Consider the following 18,209-nt stretch of genomic DNA (forward strand, 5'->3'; position numbering starts at 1 on the left):
TTCAGGATAATGTTCCTTAAAGACCTTATCATAGACTTTTAAATGGTCTCTGTCGAAAACCACTCCTTCTTTGATCGAAGCAATTGCGTACAATTCATGCAATTCGAGATGAACAAAGTCCAATTCGATTGTTTTAGGAAAGTTGGTAGACATGCGTGAGGTTTCTATTCAAAAAAGCTAAAAACAGAACTGCCATATTTTCGAGCTTCTTGAAAACGAGGTATTAGCGAAAGATCTGTTTGCTTAGCATGTTCAATAATAAGAATTCCGTCCGGGGCTAACAAATTATTTTGAAAGATATTTCCTGTTAATTCTGTGAGTCGCTCAGTATCAAATTCATATGGCGGATCAGCAAAGATAATGTCACTGGCCGCATGCGATGTACCAACATATTTGAATACATCTGCTTTAACGGTCTCTATAGGAAACTGAAACTCTTCTGCGACCTTATTAATATATTTTACACATTCATAATGCGCATCTACAGCGCGAATAGTGGGAACACCGCGAGAAGCAAACTCAAAACTTATATTTCCGGTACCGGCAAATAGGTCTAAGACACTCAGTTGAGTTAGCTCGTACTGATTTCGTAAAATATTGAACAGCGCTTCTTTGGCAAAATCGGTGGTGGGGCGAACCGGCAATGATTTAGGTGCTGTTAGACGTCTGCCTTTATGAGTTCCTGAAATAATGCGCATTAGGGTGTGTTCTTAACTAAAAAATGGTTGTGAGGTTGGTCTTCTTCGGAAACAGTATCAATAGCGGTAGTGATCGATGCAAAACGAACATTGCGAATGTATTTATATACGATCGAATAAATGTCATCTTTTTCTGAAACAGCTCCGCATAGTACAACGTCTACCGTATCTGGGTTTAATTTTAGTTGTTCCAAGGTAAATAATACGTAGTAGATAAAATCTTCGGGAGTTTTAAACGGATAGGTATTACAAAGCTGCAATGCATCCGATTTCATTACAACACAGTCTAATTGATCCTGCTGCACATGTAAATACACCTTTGTTGTTTCGCTGTGTTTCTCGGCATCCAAAAAAGTTTTTAGCAAAATACTCACACTGTGGTAATAGGAAAAGCTTCCGAAGCGATCAAAAAAATAATTATTAATATTTACAAAGGGCACATAAACGACCTCGATGCCGTAGGTTGTGAGTGAATCGGTAGTAATAAAATCGTTTGCCAACAACTTGGTGTTGAACTTTAAATACTCACTGGACTTTGACTCGTCGTAGAGGGTGCTTGGCACCAAAGTGTAGGTATTGGTAGCGTAGATAACAACAACTTCCTCAAACGTATCTGATTGTAATTCGGGCCGGGTTAGCGCCGTATCGATCTCGTGCAATAACTCTTCCGGAGTATAATTGCGGTCAAAATTCTTTTCAGAAAAAAATAACGACGTTTTTGAATCACGATCTGTTACTAAAAAAGAAAGTCCGGTCAATGAAACTTGAACGGACAGTCTTTTATGTAAGCTTGTTGAATTATTGTTGTAGTCCCGGTGTGTCATATATTTTTGGCCAATTTCCAGAGGTATTGATCTCGTCCATAGACCCAACTTTAATGAATGGACCATTCACCCCATCTACAGAAACTACCTGCTTCTCTTGAACGATTAGGTCTTTGTCCATTCCTTGAAGCACTACGTCCTTAGAAACTTTAGCTTCGAATACAGAATATTCAGTATCGTTTTTCACGATCGTACCCGCTTGCAGATCGAATTTCTGATCGGTATCCGGTACGTTCATCATGGTTTTATAACGGTCGGTTCCTCCGTAAAGTGAATCCTTAACCGCTCTAAACCCTAAGGTGTCTACGACTACGGTTTCAATAAAATATCCTTCATCAATACCATAGGCTCTGTTCTTTTCTACATCGGCATAGCTACTGTCTCTTCGTGCCGTAATTGCGAATTTAGCCGTATCTACGAATCGAACTAAACTATCGAAGCTACCGGTGAACTTACCATTTAACGATTGGTAGGCCAACTCTGCAGCCTGAATATCTTTTAATTTTTCAATCACTTTAGCGTAACGCGCTTCCTTCTTTTTATTAAACTCTACCGGCCCAATGAGTGAATCGTATAATTGGTAGCCTAAGAAGATTATTACAATCCACAATAGCAAAGAAACTACAGGGTTTAATTTTCGGGGAACGAATTTTTTAATTAAAAATACGGCAAGAATAACTAAAGCAATAGCTAGTACTATGTAAACGATTGTAATCATAATTATTTAATGAAGGTTACATTAGATTATTAGGTCTATCGCAAATCTACAATTTTTTTTTGTTCGTAAAAGTATATTCCGAAAAAATCATAGCTATATTTAAACCCTGAATTTGTATAATTTCATGGACGTTTCTCATTTTTACAGCCTTTTAAAAACCGACTTTTCACATACAACTACTGCAAAACAGGATATTGCGTTGCAAATGCTGGCAAAGTTCGTGCTTAGTAAAGAAAAAGATGAGGTGTTCTTGTTAAAAGGTTTTGCCGGTACAGGAAAAACGACCATAATTGGTACTTTGGTTAAGAACCTTTGGAAAGCGAAACAATCTTCAGTCTTATTGGCGCCTACCGGACGTGCTGCAAAAGTGATTAGTAATTATTCGAAACAAGAGGCATTTACCATTCATAAAAAGATCTATTATCCCAAAAGTGAGAAAGGAGGCGGTGTTTCTTTCACCTTGCAAAACAACAAACACCGCAATACCATATTCATTGTTGATGAAGCCTCTATGATCCCAGATATTAACCAGGATTCAAAATTATTTGAAAATGGTTCTTTACTCGATGATCTTATGCAATACGTGTATTCGGGCTATAACTGTAAATTATTGCTTATAGGCGATACCGCGCAGCTACCACCGGTGAAATTGGATGTAAGTCCGGCATTAGACCAGAGAACCTTAGAGAACCATTATAACAAAGTAATACATACCGTTGAATTAGACGAGGTAGTACGACAGCAGAAAGACAGTGGGATCTTATCCAATGCCACCAAACTAAGGGAACATCTGGAAGATGGATTCTACGAGGATTTTAAACTACAGGAAGCACCTTTTTCCGAAGTAATTAGACCTTTAGATGGACAAGAACTCATGGATGCTATAAATGACAGTTACCATGAGTTGGGAAACGAGGATTCGGTGATCATTGTTCGATCTAACAAACGAGCAAATTTATACAATCAAAACATTCGTAAACGCATTCTATTTCAGGAAGAAGAGCTGTCGGCCGGCGATCATTTAATGGTTGTAAAGAACAATTATTTTTGGGTAAAGGCTGAAAGCGAAGCTGGGTTTATTGCCAATGGTGATATTGTGGAAGTATTAGATATCTTTGCTTTTAAAGAATTATACGGTTTTCGTTTTGCTGAAGTCAATGTTCAAATGGTAGATTATCCAAAAATGAAACCATTTGAAACGGTTTTGTTGCTCGACACACTTACTTCGGAAACATCTTCACTTTCGTACGAGCAATCAAATTCGCTGTATCAAGAAGTTCAAAAGGATTATGCAAACATTAAATCGAATTACAAACGCTTCCTTTCTGTCAAGAACAACAAATACTTTAACGCCTTACAAGTTAAGTTCTCTTATGCGATTACATGTCATAAATCGCAAGGAGGGCAGTGGCACACCGTATTTGTTGAACAGCCTTACTTACCCAACGGCATAGACAAAGAATATCTACGTTGGTTATACACAGCAATTACACGAGCTAGAGAAAAATTATATTTGATCGGATTTAAAGACGGCTTTTTTGTAGATTCGTAAGTATGGATTACATGAGTTTTGGAATAGGGATCTTTTTGGGCGTAGGTCTTGCTGCAGCCGTTGGATTTCGCGTGTTCTTACCATTGCTTATCCTTAGTCTTGGTAGTTATTTCGACTACATCCCTATAAACGAGAGTTGGGAGTGGATAGGGAGTTTAACGGCCGTAATAACCTTGGCCATAGCTACGTTGGTCGAAGTATTTGGTTATTATATTCCCTGGGTAGATAACATATTAGATACCATAGCGATACCTTTGGCGACCCTTGCGGGAACACTGGTCATGGTTGCAGTAGTTAGTGACCTGGACCCGGTAATTTCTTGGGCGCTGGCCATTATTGCCGGTGGAGGAACCGCAGCAGCGATTAAAGGAAGTTCGGCTGCCGTACGACTCGGATCTTCTACCACAACTGCAGGTCTTGGAAATCCGGTAATCGCCACTGTTGAGACCGGAGCAGCTACGTTAATGTCTTTAGTTTCAGTACTTATACCTGTGGTAGCATTTATACTAGTATTGTTCATTTTCTTCGGAATCATCAGATTTTATAAAAAGCTTCGGAAAAAACAACGTCCAAGCGTATAATCTTCTTATTTTTGAGCATCATTTCAGTAAAAACAATACTATTTTGAGAATAATAGCAATGATTCCGGCGCGATATGGCGCTTCAAGATTTCCGGGAAAGTTAATGCAAGACCTGGGAGGGAAACCCGTGATCGTTCGTACTTACGAAGCCGCTAAGGACACTGATCTGTTTGAAGAGGTTTACGTAGTAACCGATAGTGAAGTAATTTACAATGAGATCGAATTACACGGCGGGAAGGCTATAATGAGCACTAAAGAGCACGATTCGGGAAGTGATCGAATTGCGGAAGCGGTCCAGGATATGGATGTGGACATTGTTGTAAATGTGCAGGGAGACGAGCCCTTTACCAGTAAAGAAGGGTTGGCGCAGGTACTTTACTTGTTTAAAGGGAAGGACGCTGAAAAGATCGACCTTGCTTCGCTAATGACCGAAATAAATGATTGGAAAGAAATAAGTGATCCAAATTGCGTCAAGGTGATAGTCGATAAAGATAACTACGCTCAATACTTTTCGCGCTCCCCAATACCGTATCCTCGCGATAAGAATGCTTCGGTACAATATTACAAGCACAAAGGAATCTATGCCTTTAGAAAGCAGGCATTGCTCGATTTCTATAAATTACCTATGCGCTCACTAGAGGCTGCGGAGAAAATAGAATGCATTCGATATTTAGAATATGGAAAAAATATAAAAATGGCGATTTCGAACACACAAGGGATTGAGATCGATACTCCCGAAGATCTTGTACGAGCTAATAAAGCATTTAAAGAAGAAAAGAAAGATACTGTCAATAATAAATACAGAAACTTTCCAATGGTGCCTAAGGTGGTATTTGGAAAAGGAAGTTTCGATCAATTGTCTACTATTCTTGCACCGCAACGTAAAGACAAAGCTCCTTTTATCTTCTTGGTAGATGATGTGTTTAAAGACAATACCGAGTTTATTGACCGAATTACACTGCGATTTAATGATAAATTGGTGTTCGTCTCTGCCGATGAAGAGCCTAAAACCATACAAGTGGATGAGATCGTAAATGAAATTAAAAATGAATTCACTTATAGCCCGTCAGGGATAATTGGAATAGGAGGAGGGACCATACTCGATCTGGCCAAAGCAGTTTCTATTATGTTGACGAATAAAGGAAGTGCTGCCGACTATCAAGGTTGGGATTTGGTACGGTCGAAAGCTGTGTATCACGTTGGAATTCCTACAATATCCGGAACCGGTGCCGAAGTTTCAAGAACGACAGTTCTAACAGGTCCAATCAAAAAATTAGGAATTAATAGCGATTTCACACCTTTCGATCAAGTGGTGTTAGACCCAGATTTAACCATAGGAGTTCCAAAAAATCAGTGGTTCTATACAGGAATGGATTGTTTTATTCATTGTGTGGAGTCGTTGAACGGTACATTCTTGAATGCATTTAGTGAGAGTTATGGAGAAAAAGCCTATGATCTTTGTAAGGAGATCTTTTTAGATGATGCGCTCACAGAGGACGAAGCGAGGGGAAAGTTGATGATGGCATCGTGGCACGGGGGAATGAGTATTGCGTATTCTCAAGTGGGTGTAGCCCATGCAATGAGTTACGGGTTATCGTATGTTTTAGGGACCAAACACGGAATTGGGAATTGTATCGTATTTGATCACTTAGAAGATTTTTATCCGAAGGATGTAGCTCTTTTCAAAGAAATGGTGAAGAAGCATAATATTGAGATCCCAAAAGGCTTGTGCAAGGACCTTTCCGAAGAACAATTCAATACTATGATCGATATAGCCCTCAGTCTCGTACCATTATGGGAAAATGCCTTAGGTGAGAATTGGGAATCTATCATGACACGGGAACGACTGCGTGCGATGTATGAAAAAATGTAAGTCAATATTCAATAATGGGTATCACCAAATTTATATTCAACAAGATACTCGGCTGGAAGATTTCGGGGCGTTTTGATCCTGACGTAAAGAAAGCTGTGGTGATCGTAGTACCCCATACAAGTTGGCATGACTTCTACATAGGTGTATTCTCTAGACGGATATTGAAGACCGATATTAATTTCGTTGCAAAAAAAGAACTGTTTGCATGGCCATTCGGTTGGTATTTCAAGTGGATGGGGGGAGCAGCACTCGATCGCACTCCCGGTCAAAATAAAGTAGAGGCCATTGCTGAAATATTTGCCAAAAAAGATGAATTTAGACTAGCACTGGCACCCGAGGGAACACGAAAAAAGGTAGATACATGGAAAACAGGCTATTATTATATCGCTCAAAACGCAAATGTTCCTATAATTCCGGTATCCTTTGATTATAGTACCAAAACTGTAACAATAGGTAATCCATTTTACCCTACTGGAGCCATCGAAGCAGATACAGTGAAATTACGCGCGTTTTTTCAAGGGGTAGTGGGTAAGGTCTCAAATTTTTCATAGGTATTTTACCTGTAAGATTTAATAGATACCCAAAAGTGTTAGAGTCCTTGTAAACCCTTGTTAAACTAGCGTTCATTAAGGTTTTATTATTTTTCAATTTGCTTTCTTCTTGCTATCTATGTAGCTTAAACTATAACACCTAATTTTATGAAATTATATAATTCAATACTACTTTTGTTTGTAGCTGTTTTTGTACTAGCTTCATGTGAAACAGACGATAATGGGAATGGCACCGATGACCAAAGTCAAAATATCATCTTAGCCAATCTATTTGTAACAAGTAATACGAATCCTGAGATCACTGCATTTGATTTTGCAGCCAGCGGGGCGATCGCAAGCCGATCATTACTTACCGCCTCTGCAGACACTGAAGGTGTTTTCTACGATTCAGATATGGATGAACTAACTGCAGTATCAAGAACGCAATTAGCCCTAAATAACTATATGAACATCGAAGACGCGTTAGATGGAGAAACCCTTAATCTAGCATTTTCTAGCAACGTTGTCTTGGAAAGTCCGCGTGACCTTGCCGTAAATGGAGATATTTATGTGGTGTCTGATAATGCCGATGTCGATGGTGATACGAATACAGACGATGGACGATTTTATATCTTTGAAAAAGATGGAAATAGCTTTACTCTGCGAAACACGGTAACAGTAGAGTTTGCTGTTTGGGGAATCGAATTCATTGGAAACGATCTTTTTGCGGTTGTGGATAAGACTTCCGACCTTGCCGTATTTACTAATTTTGCTGTGACCAACACTACCGATGCTACTGTGGCTCCGTCAAAAAGAGTTACAATTGGCGGTATAACAAGAACACATGGAATCGCATTCGATGAAGGCGCCTTGATCTTAACCGATATTGGTGACGCAGGATCTGATACCGATGGTGGTTTTCAAGTAATTAGTAATTTTCAAGCAGCTTTTGATGCTTTGAATGATGGTGATACCTTAGCGGCAAATCAGCAAATTAGAGTATCGGGTAACTTTACCACACTAGGAAATCCGGTATCTGCAGAATATGACCGTTCTACACAAACTATCTTCATTGCCGAACGTGCTAATGGTGGTGGTAAATTATTGATCTTCGACGATATTGAAGCAGGTGGAAACCTTGCACCAAACCTATCGATCGAGATCGATGGAGCGTCCTCTTTATATTACGAAAGTTACGATTAATTAGAAGCATAAATAGAAAACACAAAGCCCCGATTTGGGGCTTTTTTTATTGAAAATCCTCAGAAAATATCACCATTTATTTTCACAAAGTATTGGCTTAATGTTGTGTTAAGGGTTAGCGCCGTCACGTTTTGTAAAGCGCTGATAACGAAGCTATGTCAGTTAAAATTGGGTTAAGGTTTTCTCTTATTCTTGTAACCCTTCAATTTTCTTGTTACCTAAGCGCTAAACAAAAACCTAATAGTATGAAAAAGTTTAAATTTTTAACAGTATTGTGTGCAATTGCACTTTTCTCCGTCGCTTGTAGTGACGATGATAATGACACCGATGGCGGACCTACCGCTAATTTCGAATCACAAGTATATGCTTCTAACAACTCCAATGGAAACATTGAGCGTTACGATAGAAGTGAATCTGGTGAAGTTACTTCAGCAACCTTGGTCACACTATCATTAGATGCTGAGGGTATTTACTATGATGCAGCCACCGATCAAGTAACGCAAGCATCAAGAACGCTATTTCAGTTAAACACGTATAGCGATATCGCTTTGGCAAACGATGGAGCTAATGTAGAACTGGAGCTTTCTAGTAGCGCCGATCTGGAAAGTCCACGTGACATTGCTGTGAGTGCAAATGGTGATTTATATGTAGTGTCAGACAACGCAGATGTCGATGGTAACACATCAACCGACGACGGAAGATTATATGTTTACACTCGAAACGGAAACAGTTTTGCATTGCGAAATACCATAACAGTAGATTTTGCGGTTTGGGGCATCGAGTTTGTAGGTAACGATCTTTTCGTAGTAGTAGATAAAACATCAGATATTGCTGTGTTTACAAATTTCGAAGCAACGTACACTGCAGATGCTACCGAAACACCTAATAAGCGAATTACCATAGAAGGTATTACTCGTACGCATGGAATCGCTTTCGATGGTGGTACAATGATCTTGACCGATATTGGGGATGCCAGCTCAGATACCGATGGAGGTTTTCATATCATTACTAACTTCCAATCGAAGTTTGATGCAGTGAACGACGGTGGCACCATGGCCGTACAAGACAATCAAGTACGTGTGGCAGGTTCAGCAACATTTCTAGGGAACCCTGTATCGGCAGACTATGACGCCGAGGCAAATGAAGTATTTATAGCCGAAAGAGCTAACGGTGGAGGAAGAATCTTGTCTTTTACCAATGTCGAGACCGGTGGAAATATTGGTCCGAATATGAATGCTACCCTTTCGGGAGCCTCTTCGGTTTATTTTTACAAACAGTAGTTGTTTGATCTATAAAAGGAAAATGCCCCAGATGGGGCATTTTTTTATGAAGATATGTTACTTCTATGCTTCGGAAACTTCCTCCATTGTATGATACACATTCTGCACATCATCGTCCTCTTCAATTTTTTCTAGTAACTTTTCGACATCTGCTGCTTGTTCTTCTGTAAGTTGTTTGGTTACTTGTGGAATGCGCTCAAAATCTGAAGATAAGATCTCAATATTGTTACTTTCTAAATACGACTGTATCGCTCCAAAACTTTCAAATGGAGCATAGATCATAACACCATCTTCATCTTCAAAGATCTCTTCCACTCCAAAATCAATGAGTTCAAGTTCCAATTCTTCTAGATCGAGATCTTCACCACTCACTCTAAAGTTGCACGTATGATCGAACATAAATACAACCGACCCTGAAGTACCTAAATTACCGTCGCACTTGTTAAAATACGATCTAATGTTAGCCACAGTTCGGGTATTATTGTCAGTTGCAGTTTCAATTAAGACTGCAATACCATGTGGGGCATAGCCTTCAAATAATACTTCTTTATAATCCCCTTGATTCTTATCACTCGCACGTTTAATGGCGCGTTCAATGTTATCTTTGGGCATATTTACGGCTTTGGCGTTTTGTATTACCACCCGTAATCTGGAATTCGTATCGGGATCGGGACCGCCTTCTTTTACGGCCATCACTATATCTTTTCCAATACGTGTAAACGCTTTAGACATCGCCGCCCAGCGTTTCATTTTGCGTGCTTTTCTAAATTCAAAAGCTCTTCCCATAGGTATTCAATTTAGCTACAAAAATAAAAAAATATGGTTCTCGGCAAACTTAACTTACCAAACTATCCACGATCTCTGCCAATTTAAAATCCTTGTCGGTCACTCCACCGGCATCATGTGTAGATAAAGAGATATGTAAGGTGTTATAGACATTCGACCAGTCCGGGTGATGTTCCATCGCTTCCGCTTCAAAAGCGATGCGTGTCATAATTGAAAAGGCATCTTTAAAGTTTTGAAACTCTAACGAAGTATGGATTGCATTTTCGTAATATTCCCAGCCTTCAAATTCTTTTAGCTTCTCATGTATCTCATTTTCAGATAAAGCGTTCATAAGGTATTTTTTTTGGTTGTCCTGTTAAGGTCAACATGGTTCGTATTAATTTTTAAAGGTACTTATTTCTTCCTTTAATGTGCAATCTTCTATCACCTCTGCTACAGAAATTCGATAGGGTTGTGGCAATTTGTTTTGCTTCGGAAGAATTGCCAAATAATTATCATCGTTACTGCGATAGGCGTTTTTAAAAATAGGCGTATGGTCTCCTAGCTTTGCCGTGATTTCCTTAAAAAAATCTTCATGATGTACCATATCGTCACTACTTAAATGAAAGATCCCCGATAAGTCTTGATTGATGATATAATGTAATTGCTGGGCGATCTTGTCGACCGTAGTCACAGAGATAATTAAATTTGGGTATACTTCAAACGAGGCCTTATGTTTTATCGCTTGCTGTAATTGAATAATGCGTGGTGAGGTAACTCCTAGCACCATAGGCAATCGTAGGATCGCATATTTTTCCGAAGGGATTTCAACAAACATCTTTTCAACAGAAAGCTTGAATTTGCCATATTCACTTTCAGCAATGGGTAGGTCCTTCTCGAAAGAAGGGAATCGAAACCGCCCGTCGAATACATTCACCGAAGACAAAAAAAGTAGTTTACACATCTCATTTGTCATAACATACGCCAACGCCGTTTCATGTGCCTTTAACTGTGCTTGAAAATCACCGCGAAGTGCCGAAATAATATAGTTGGGACGTACATCTTCTAAGATCGAATATAGGTCATCATTGGTCACATCATACTGGTAGAACACTTGATTGTCCTTAAAATCGGTATTCTGACAGTAGGTACCGTAAACGTCGAAATAGGAGAGGAGCTCTTTGTAAAGCACATTGCCGATAAATCCGCTAGCACCAAGAATTAGGATGGTATTTTTATTCGATTCTTTTTTTCGCATAAATTCGATTCAGTACACTGAAGCGTTTAAAATATAGATAATTTTGTTTTGGTGGTAAATTTTTCCAAGGCCATCATCCCCAAATAACTATTACCTTTATCATTAAGCCCAGGGGACCAGCATGTGATCGTGAACTCGTTAGGCAGTAGTGCTACAATTCCACCACCAACACCACTTTTTCCGGGAAGACCAACTTCAAAAGCAAACTCACCGGCTTCGTCATAGAATCCACATGTAAGCATAATCCCGTTAATACGCTTCACTTGGTTTAACGTAAGATGTGCGGTATTTCGCATACACTTACCGCGATTTGCAAATAAAAAGAACGCATTGGTTAATTGTTGACAGTCCATTTCAATAGAACACTGGTGGAAGTAAAAATCTAATACCTCGTCTACATCGTTCTCTAGATTGTCGAACGACTTCAATAAATTCGCAGCAGCATAGTTATTATACCCAGTCTCTTTTTCTGAAGCTGCCACATCGAGATTAAAATCTATGGTCTGATCGTTCGTAAGGTTTCGTACATACGCTAAGAAATCTGCCTTCGGATTTTCTAATTCTGAAACCAAAATATCTGCGATCACGATTGCACCACTATTGATCAACGGATTTCTGGGTATTCCGTTTTCCAGTTCCAATAACGAAAGGTGGTTGAACGGGTTTCCGGAGGGTTCTACATCTACGCGATCCCATATCTTATTTCCTACCAGCGAAAATGCTTTTGCCAACGAGAGCACTTTCGATATACTCTGAATGGAAAATGGAGTATCCCAATCGCCTACGTAAAAATCGTCACCCTGAATATTGTTTAAATAAATCCCGAAGTTATCGCTGTCTACATTTGCCAATTCAGGAATATAGGAGGCTACAGCACCTTTATCGGTGGTGTTTTGTAATTCTGCATAAATCTCGTCTAAGACGGCTTGAAAATCTACCATACTTAACCTTTATAAAATGGTAATTTCACTACGGTAGCAGCTACGATATTCTTTCTAATTTTTATATGGATCTCACTTCCGGGTTTACTGAGTTCAGTCGGTACATATCCCAAGCCAATTCCTTTGTTAAGGGAAGGTGACATGGTACCACTAGTAACAAGGCCTATCTGCTTGCCTTCGGTGTCGACGATCTCATACCCTTGTCTTGGAATGCCTCGCTCATTTAATTCAAAACCAATAAGTCTTCTGGAAACGCCTTCTTCTTTTTGTTTTTTTAAATTTTCAGCATTGATAAAATCTTTGGTGAATTTGGTGATCCAACCCAGTCCGGCTTCAATAGGAGAGGTGTTGTCGTTAATATCGTTGCCGTATAGACAATAACCCATTTCAAGACGAAGTGTATCTCTTGCCGCCAAGCCAATAGGCTTAATCCCGTATTCTTTACCGGCTTCCATCACTTTTTCCCACACTTGTTTCACTTCGCTATTCTTACAATAGATCTCGAAACCACCACTTCCGGTATATCCTGTGGCACTTATTATTACATAAGGGATTCCCGCAAAATCTGATACCTTAAAGGTGTAGAATTTTATATCACTCAGATCTTCGGAAGTTAACGATTGCATTGCTTCTACGGCATTAGGACCTTGTATGGCCAATAGCGAGTATTCTTCTGAAAGATTTCTAATCTCAGCTTTCATCGTATTGTGAAGGTTGATCCAATTCCAATCCTTCTCGATATTGGAGGCATTTACTACCAACAACCACTTTTCAGCTTCTAAGCGATACACGATTAAATCGTCTACGATACCACCTTCGTCGTTCGGCAAACAACTGTATTGCGCTTGTCCGTCTTCTAGTTTCGAAGCATCATTACTACATACCTTCTGAATTAAGGATAAGGCATTCGGTCCTGTAATTAGAAATTCTCCCATATGGGAAACGTCAAAGACACCAACCGATTTTCGAACGGTTTCGTGCTCGGCGTTCACGCCTTCATAGGAAACAGGCATATTATATCCCGCAAAAGGGACCATCTTGGCGCCCAATGCTTCGTGTGTCTCTGAGAGTGCAGTATTCTTCATAATTTATACGATTCGATTAATGAATGCAAATGTATAAATTACCTACTAGGAATGCAGCATAAACGCTTTGAATTCGCTGTAATTTTTAATAGCGACCGACTTCTTTTTCTTCTGAATTAATTCTTCGATAGCGTTTGGGATTGTAACTTTTTTATCTATAACTGCTTCAACCGTATCTAAAAACTTAATTGGGTGCGCAGTTTCTAAGAAGATTCCTTGCGCATTGGGATGCGCGCTTAGGTATTTCTGAAGCCCTAAATAGCCCACCGCACCATGCGGATCGGCGAGATAATTAAACCTTTCGTACAGTTCTTCAATGGCCGCACGGGTCTCTGTATCTGAAAATGAATAGGAGGTAAGCATTTGGGATAGCTTTCCGAAGTCATTTTCAAAGAGCTTCTGTATACGTACAAAATTACTCGGATCGCCAACATCCATCGCATTGCTAATAGTCGCTATCGATTGTTGGGGTGCATAAGACCCCGTCTTCAAATAATCCGGGACCACGGCGTTGCTATTCACCGAAGCGACAAAATGAGTTACCGGCATCCCTAATTTATAAGCCACCATTCCAGCACAGATGTTTCCGAAGTTACCACTGGGAACCGAGAACACAGGAGGATTGCTTCGTTCTTTAAGCTGTTGCAAAGCAAACAGATAATAAAAAGATTGTGGCAGCCAACGCGCTACATTAATAGAGTTAGCAGAAGTGAGCGTTCTCTTTGTCGTGATCTCCGGATCGACAAACGCATTTTTTACCATATTCTGGCAGTTGTCAAAAGTACCGTCTACCTCTAGAGCAGTAATGTTTTTCCCAAGCGTCGTTAGCTGTTTTTCTTGAATTTCACTAACCTTACCGCTGGGGTACAAAATTACCACGGTAACACCTTCTACACCCAAAAATCCGTTGGCAACGGCACCACCGGTATCACCACTGGTAGCTACCAATACTGTAATTTCTTTCTTCTTCGAATCAAGTGCTGCAAAATAACCCAGACATCGCGCCATAAAACGTGCTCCAACATCTTTAAAAGCTAAAGTTGGCCCGTGGTACAACTCTAAACTGGATATGCGATCTGTTAACGGAATTAATGGAAATTCGAAGTCGAGTGTCTCATTAATGATATTTTCTAATGTTTCCTGCGGAATACTTGAGCCCACGAAAGGCTGAATTAATTGAAATGCAATTTCATTTTTGCTAAGCGTAGTGAGTTCGTTAAAGAATCCAGTAGGTAGGGGATTGATAGATTCCGGAAAATAAAGTCCCTTGTCGGGGGCGATACCATTAATCACAGCTTCCTTAAAACTAACAGGAGGCGCATTGCCTTCTAAACTATAGTAATTCATACCGATATTATTTTTGCCCCTTCGGCGTTAATGGGTGATGCAAAACTGTCGATTTCAACATTTTGTCTACTATATAGTTCGACCAATTGGGTTCGTAGTTTCTCTGCCGTGTTTTTACCTTCGGAAAGTGCAAACATCGATGGCCCGGACCCACTTATACCAAATCCTAAAGCACCTTGTTCTAGAGCCGTCGTTTTTGCTGCATCAAAGTACGGCAATAATTGCTTTCTATGCGGTTCTATTAACACGTCTTTTAAACTGCTAGCTATTAATTGAAAATTCTGAGAATAAAAACCTGCTACCAAGCCCGCCAGATTTCCTGCTTGGACTATGGCGTCTTTGAGTCGAACCTGCTTCGGAAGAATTTCGCGTGCTGCTTTTGTATTGATCTCAATATGTGGGTGTACTACAGTAACATACAGTTGAGGTGGAACAGGTAATTCGATAACTTCAAAAGGATGGTAGCCTGGTATTAGCGTAATTCCGCCAAAAAGGGCAGGAGCCACATTATCGGCATGTTCATTTCCACTAGCCAAGGCTTCGCCTTTCATTCCGAAGAAAGCTAACTGCTGAGTACTGAGTGGCTCGGCCAAAAATTGATTGATCCCGTAGACCATAGCTGCCGCACTGGCAGCACTACCTCCAATCCCACTACCTATAGGGATGCCTTTTACAATATCGATCTCAAACCCGAAATCGGCTTTTAGATAATCTAACATTGCGATTCCGGCAACTCCGGCTACATTTTTAGTAGCCTCCATGGGTAATTCGGCACCTTCGATCTTTGTAATTGTGATTCCTCGCTTTTTAACCTTGCGCAACGTAATGGTATCGCCGGGTCCATCGATCGCCAATCCCAATACATCGAATCCGCAGTTTAAATTTGCGACGGTTGCAGGCGCATATACTGTGATCTCTTTCATACTAGTAAGTTCGCATTCGTATAATATCTGAGAACAATCCAGAAGCGGTAACTTCACCACCGGCACCGGCACCTTTAATGATCAATGGTTGCTCGGGATAACGTTTGGTATAGAACAAGATAATATTGTCTTTGCCTTCAAGGTTATAAAACGGATGCCCAACAGGGATCTCTTCGAGACCAACACTGGGTTTTTCATTGTTCAGTTTTGCAACGTATTTCAATTGCGCATTATTTTTAGTTGCCTTTTTGATCAATTCCTGAAAGTGAGTGTCGTCTTCTTTTAGTGTCTTATAAAAATGATCTACCGAAGTACTTTCCAAGTTCCGTTTTGTAAGAAACGGAATATTTGTTACGTCTTCTAATTCTAAGGCCAATCCACTTTCTCTGGCTAAAATCAGTATTTTTCTAGCCACGTCAATACCACTAAGATCGATCCTTGGGTCGGGCTCGGTATAGCCTTCAGCTTGAGCTTGTTCTACCACATCATGAAAGGAGTCTCCTTCGCTAAAATTATTGAATACAAAATTCAAACTCCCAGAAAGTACCGCTTCTATAGAGATGATCTCATCTCCCGACGCCATTAAATTTGCCAAGGTGTCTAATATTGGTAAACCCGCACCTACATTGGTCTCAAATAAAAAGGGAGCGTTATAATTTGTTGCCATGGTCTTTAGTTGGGTGTAATTATCATAGGTTGAAGAACACGCGAGCTTGTTACAAGCTACTACGGCAATACTCCGAACTAAAAAATCTGAATAAGTTGCGGCCACCGACTCGCTTGCCGTTACATCTACGAACACACTATTTCGTTTGTTTAAATTGATCGCTTTTTGGTTAAAAGACTCCATGTTGGCTTTTTCTCCTTCGGAAAGTAAGCTGCGCCAGTCTTTTAGTCGGATCCCGTCTGAATCGAAATACATGGTGCGAGAATTAGTGATCCCAATTACACGTACATTCAAGTTGAGCGTGTCCTTGAGATACTGTTGTTGTTGCGTGATTTGATCCATAAGTTTACCGCCCACATTACCAACACCGGCAATGTACAAATTGAGCTGTTTGCGTTGATCTTCAAAAAATCGTTCGTGTAGTACGTTTAGTGCTTTTTTAACATCACTAGTTGCAATTACCGCAGAAATATTCTTTTCACTAGCCCCTTGGGCAATAGCTCTTATATTTATATTGTTTTTTCCAAGCTTACTGAACATTTTCCCACTAATCCCTTGATGATTCTTCATTTTATCACCTACCAATGCTATGATCGACAAACCGGTTTCAACAAGTAGGGGATTCATTTTACCAAGCTGCCGTTCATTTTCGAACTCCAAATCGATCCCTTGTTGTGCTCGTCCAGCTTCATTCTCTAAGATCCCTACGCAAATGGTGTGCTCACTGGATGCCTGAGTGATCAAGATCACATTGATCGATTGTCTAGAAAGGGTTTCGAACAAACGTTTGGAAATTCCTGGTATTCCAACTATACCGGTACCTTCTAAAGTGAGCAACGCAATATTCTTTATGTTGCTTAGTCCTTTTGTCGGGACCCCATTACCACTTGTTTGATCTGTGATCTTAGTTCCTTCTGCTTCAGCATCAAAAGTGTTTTTGATCACAATCGGAATCTGTTTTTGCATCACAGGCACAATAGTAGGAGGGTACAGTACCTTCGCCCCAAAGTGAGAAAGTTCCATGGCCTCTTTGTAGCTAATTTGTTGGATGGGACGCGCGTGCTTTACCAATTTCGGATTCGCCGTGTACATACCACTCACATCGGTCCAAATTTGCAATTCTTCTGCTTCGATGGCTGCCGCGATGATGGCAGCAGAGAAATCTGATCCTCCTCTTCCCAATGTGGAAATTTCTCCATGCTCGTTTGCAGCAATAAAACCCGGAAGCACAGTAACTCGATGCTGGTTCATATCAAAAAAATGCTGTATGTTCACGTTTGTCTTATCGTAATTAACACCGTTTCGAAGGCCATCATTAACCGTTATAATCAACTCTGGTGTGTATTTCCAAGTCGTATCAAGATCGTGTAGTTTTAGCGCTTCAGCTAGGATATGAGACGAAAGCAACTCTCCATACGAGACCAATCTATCACTGGTGTTGGGTGATAATTCATTGATAAAAAAGATGCCTTTCAGTAACAACTCTAAAGAATTTAAATACTGATATAAGGTTTTTAGCGCTTCGGAATCGATAATTCCTAATTGGGTGGCAACGGTTAAATGCCTATCCTTTATTGATGTAAAAGTGGTTGCATACTCCGCTTTTTTTAAACGAGCTTGCTCGCCGGCATCCAAAAGCATATCTGTGATACCAGCCATGGCCGAAACGACTAAAGTAACTGCTGTGTTAGAAGCTTCAGTTTTTACAATTTCGATAACTTTTTTAATGGTAGCTGTTTTCTCGACCGAGGTTCCACCAAATTTCAATACACGCATAGGATTAATTTTTAAGTCGGTAACTTACTTTAGATTCTTCTTCAGTAAAGAAAAAATAACGGATGGATATTATGAAAATAAAGACCCCAAAGGGGTTGAAAACGTTGTAAGGGAAGTGCTCACCAACTGAAAATTGGAAAGTTGTAAAACGTTATGGAATTGGTTAGTTTTCATGCCTGTCTTACCGT

Annotated in this window: 17 protein-coding genes; 6 read left to right on the forward strand and 11 right to left on the reverse strand. The window is 40.0% G+C overall.

Features of this window, described 5'->3' with window-relative positions; translation table 11 throughout:
• Window positions 1-164: 164 nt before the first annotated feature.
• The 3 genes from DWA30_RS07210 to DWA30_RS07220 are packed head-to-tail and all read right to left on the reverse strand — an operon-like array spanning window position 165 to window position 2,138.
• On the reverse strand, window positions 165-698 hold the full coding sequence (locus tag DWA30_RS07210) for an RsmD family RNA methyltransferase (protein WP_114491861.1): 534 nt from the start codon (window positions 696-698) through the stop codon (window positions 165-167).
• Window positions 698-1,522 carry a DUF3822 family protein gene (locus DWA30_RS07215; RefSeq protein WP_168421752.1) on the reverse strand — a complete coding sequence of 275 codons (825 nt, stop codon included), beginning with the start codon at window positions 1,520-1,522 and terminating at the stop codon, window positions 698-700. Before DWA30_RS07215 ends, DWA30_RS07210 begins: the two co-directional genes overlap by 1 nt.
• On the reverse strand, window positions 1,497-2,138 hold the full coding sequence (locus DWA30_RS07220; RefSeq protein WP_245933877.1) for a hypothetical protein: 642 nt from the start codon (window positions 2,136-2,138) through the stop codon (window positions 1,497-1,499). The genes DWA30_RS07215 and DWA30_RS07220 overlap by 26 nt, the downstream gene beginning before the upstream one ends.
• Before the next feature lie 226 nt (window positions 2,139-2,364).
• On the opposite strand from DWA30_RS07220, the gene DWA30_RS07225 reads away from it, so the two are divergent.
• From DWA30_RS07225 to DWA30_RS07250, 6 genes are all read left to right on the forward strand, one after another.
• Complete coding sequence (locus tag DWA30_RS07225; protein WP_114491863.1) at window positions 2,365-3,792, forward strand: ATP-dependent DNA helicase; 1,428 nt, start codon at window positions 2,365-2,367, stop codon at window positions 3,790-3,792.
• 11 nt (window positions 3,793-3,803) lie between these two features.
• Entirely contained in the window at window positions 3,804-4,373 is a 570-nt protein-coding gene (locus DWA30_RS07230; RefSeq protein WP_114491890.1) for a DUF4126 domain-containing protein, read from the forward strand.
• A gap of 58 nt (window positions 4,374-4,431) precedes the next feature.
• A complete protein-coding gene (gene kdsB, locus DWA30_RS13640) occupies window positions 4,432-6,246 on the forward strand; it encodes a 3-deoxy-manno-octulosonate cytidylyltransferase (protein ID WP_114491864.1) in 1,815 nt (604 codons plus the stop codon).
• A 14-nt stretch (window positions 6,247-6,260) separates the two neighbouring features.
• The gene (locus DWA30_RS07240) at window positions 6,261-6,797 is read left to right on the forward strand and encodes a 1-acyl-sn-glycerol-3-phosphate acyltransferase (RefSeq protein WP_114491865.1); all 537 of its coding nucleotides are present in this window, start codon (window positions 6,261-6,263) and stop codon (window positions 6,795-6,797) included.
• 147 nt (window positions 6,798-6,944) lie between these two features.
• Window positions 6,945-7,979: a hypothetical protein gene (locus DWA30_RS07245; RefSeq protein ID WP_114491866.1), complete on the forward strand. Its 1,035-nt coding sequence runs from the start codon at window positions 6,945-6,947 to the stop codon at window positions 7,977-7,979.
• Window positions 7,980-8,224: 245 nt separating this feature from the next.
• A complete protein-coding gene (locus tag DWA30_RS07250) occupies window positions 8,225-9,259 on the forward strand; it encodes a hypothetical protein (RefSeq protein ID WP_114491891.1) in 1,035 nt (344 codons plus the stop codon).
• A gap of 63 nt (window positions 9,260-9,322) precedes the next feature.
• Here the strand turns inward: DWA30_RS07250 and DWA30_RS07255 are convergent, their stop codons facing one another.
• From DWA30_RS07255 to thrA, 8 genes are read right to left on the reverse strand one after another with little or no spacing between them, the layout of a single operon-like run.
• Window positions 9,323-10,045: a YebC/PmpR family DNA-binding transcriptional regulator gene (locus tag DWA30_RS07255; protein ID WP_114491867.1), complete on the reverse strand. Its 723-nt coding sequence runs from the start codon at window positions 10,043-10,045 to the stop codon at window positions 9,323-9,325.
• A 49-nt stretch (window positions 10,046-10,094) separates the two neighbouring features.
• Window positions 10,095-10,376: a 4a-hydroxytetrahydrobiopterin dehydratase gene (locus DWA30_RS07260; RefSeq protein WP_114491868.1), complete on the reverse strand. Its 282-nt coding sequence runs from the start codon at window positions 10,374-10,376 to the stop codon at window positions 10,095-10,097.
• 45 nt (window positions 10,377-10,421) lie between these two features.
• Window positions 10,422-11,282 (reverse strand): sugar nucleotide-binding protein, encoded by an 861-nt coding sequence (locus DWA30_RS07265; protein ID WP_114491869.1) that lies wholly within the window; start codon window positions 11,280-11,282, stop codon window positions 10,422-10,424.
• A 26-nt stretch (window positions 11,283-11,308) separates the two neighbouring features.
• Window positions 11,309-12,223: a glutaminase gene (locus DWA30_RS07270; RefSeq protein ID WP_114491870.1), complete on the reverse strand. Its 915-nt coding sequence runs from the start codon at window positions 12,221-12,223 to the stop codon at window positions 11,309-11,311.
• Between the two features lie 2 nt (window positions 12,224-12,225).
• On the reverse strand, window positions 12,226-13,308 hold the full coding sequence (gcvT, locus tag DWA30_RS07275) for a glycine cleavage system aminomethyltransferase GcvT (RefSeq protein ID WP_114491871.1): 1,083 nt from the start codon (window positions 13,306-13,308) through the stop codon (window positions 12,226-12,228).
• Window positions 13,309-13,353: 45 nt separating this feature from the next.
• Window positions 13,354-14,655 carry a threonine synthase gene (thrC, locus tag DWA30_RS07280; protein WP_114491872.1) on the reverse strand — a complete coding sequence of 434 codons (1,302 nt, stop codon included), beginning with the start codon at window positions 14,653-14,655 and terminating at the stop codon, window positions 13,354-13,356.
• A complete protein-coding gene (locus tag DWA30_RS07285) occupies window positions 14,652-15,578 on the reverse strand; it encodes a homoserine kinase (RefSeq protein WP_114491873.1) in 927 nt (308 codons plus the stop codon). Before DWA30_RS07285 ends, thrC begins: the two co-directional genes overlap by 4 nt.
• Window position 15,579: 1 nt before the next feature.
• Window positions 15,580-18,021, reverse strand: coding sequence for a bifunctional aspartate kinase/homoserine dehydrogenase I (thrA, locus tag DWA30_RS07290; protein ID WP_114491874.1), 2,442 nt, complete (start codon window positions 18,019-18,021; stop codon window positions 15,580-15,582).
• Between the last annotated feature and the right edge of the window lie 188 nt (window positions 18,022-18,209).

This window comes from Candidatus Ulvibacter alkanivorans (assembly GCF_003333325.1).
In the GTDB taxonomy this organism is placed as follows: domain Bacteria; phylum Bacteroidota; class Bacteroidia; order Flavobacteriales; family Flavobacteriaceae; genus Ulvibacter_A; species Ulvibacter_A alkanivorans.

What these genes read in the sequence shown, in the direction of transcription:
- DWA30_RS07250 (WP_114491891.1), top strand. Translation starts at nt 8,225, where the DNA reads ATGAAAAAGTTTAAATTTTTAACAGTATTGTGTGCAATTGCACTTTTC.
- DWA30_RS07230 (WP_114491890.1), top strand. Translation starts at nt 3,804, where the DNA reads ATGAGTTTTGGAATAGGGATCTTTTTGGGCGTAGGTCTTGCTGCAGCC.
- DWA30_RS07270 (WP_114491870.1), bottom strand. Translation starts at nt 12,223, where the DNA reads ATGGTAGATTTTCAAGCCGTCTTAGACGAGATTTATGCAGAATTACAA.
- DWA30_RS07210 (WP_114491861.1), bottom strand. Translation starts at nt 698, where the DNA reads ATGCGCATTATTTCAGGAACTCATAAAGGCAGACGTCTAACAGCACCT.
- thrC (WP_114491872.1), bottom strand. Translation starts at nt 14,655, where the DNA reads ATGAATTACTATAGTTTAGAAGGCAATGCGCCTCCTGTTAGTTTTAAG.
- thrA (WP_114491874.1), bottom strand. Translation starts at nt 18,021, where the DNA reads ATGCGTGTATTGAAATTTGGTGGAACCTCGGTCGAGAAAACAGCTACC.
- kdsB (WP_114491864.1), top strand. Translation starts at nt 4,432, where the DNA reads ATGATTCCGGCGCGATATGGCGCTTCAAGATTTCCGGGAAAGTTAATG.
- DWA30_RS07245 (WP_114491866.1), top strand. Translation starts at nt 6,945, where the DNA reads ATGAAATTATATAATTCAATACTACTTTTGTTTGTAGCTGTTTTTGTA.
- DWA30_RS07260 (WP_114491868.1), bottom strand. Translation starts at nt 10,376, where the DNA reads ATGAACGCTTTATCTGAAAATGAGATACATGAGAAGCTAAAAGAATTT.
- DWA30_RS07265 (WP_114491869.1), bottom strand. Translation starts at nt 11,282, where the DNA reads ATGCGAAAAAAAGAATCGAATAAAAATACCATCCTAATTCTTGGTGCT.
- DWA30_RS07215 (WP_168421752.1), bottom strand. Translation starts at nt 1,522, where the DNA reads ATGACACACCGGGACTACAACAATAATTCAACAAGCTTACATAAAAGA.
- gcvT (WP_114491871.1), bottom strand. Translation starts at nt 13,308, where the DNA reads ATGAAGAATACTGCACTCTCAGAGACACACGAAGCATTGGGCGCCAAG.
- DWA30_RS07255 (WP_114491867.1), bottom strand. Translation starts at nt 10,045, where the DNA reads ATGGGAAGAGCTTTTGAATTTAGAAAAGCACGCAAAATGAAACGCTGG.
- DWA30_RS07285 (WP_114491873.1), bottom strand. Translation starts at nt 15,578, where the DNA reads ATGAAAGAGATCACAGTATATGCGCCTGCAACCGTCGCAAATTTAAAC.
- DWA30_RS07225 (WP_114491863.1), top strand. Translation starts at nt 2,365, where the DNA reads ATGGACGTTTCTCATTTTTACAGCCTTTTAAAAACCGACTTTTCACAT.
- DWA30_RS07240 (WP_114491865.1), top strand. Translation starts at nt 6,261, where the DNA reads ATGGGTATCACCAAATTTATATTCAACAAGATACTCGGCTGGAAGATT.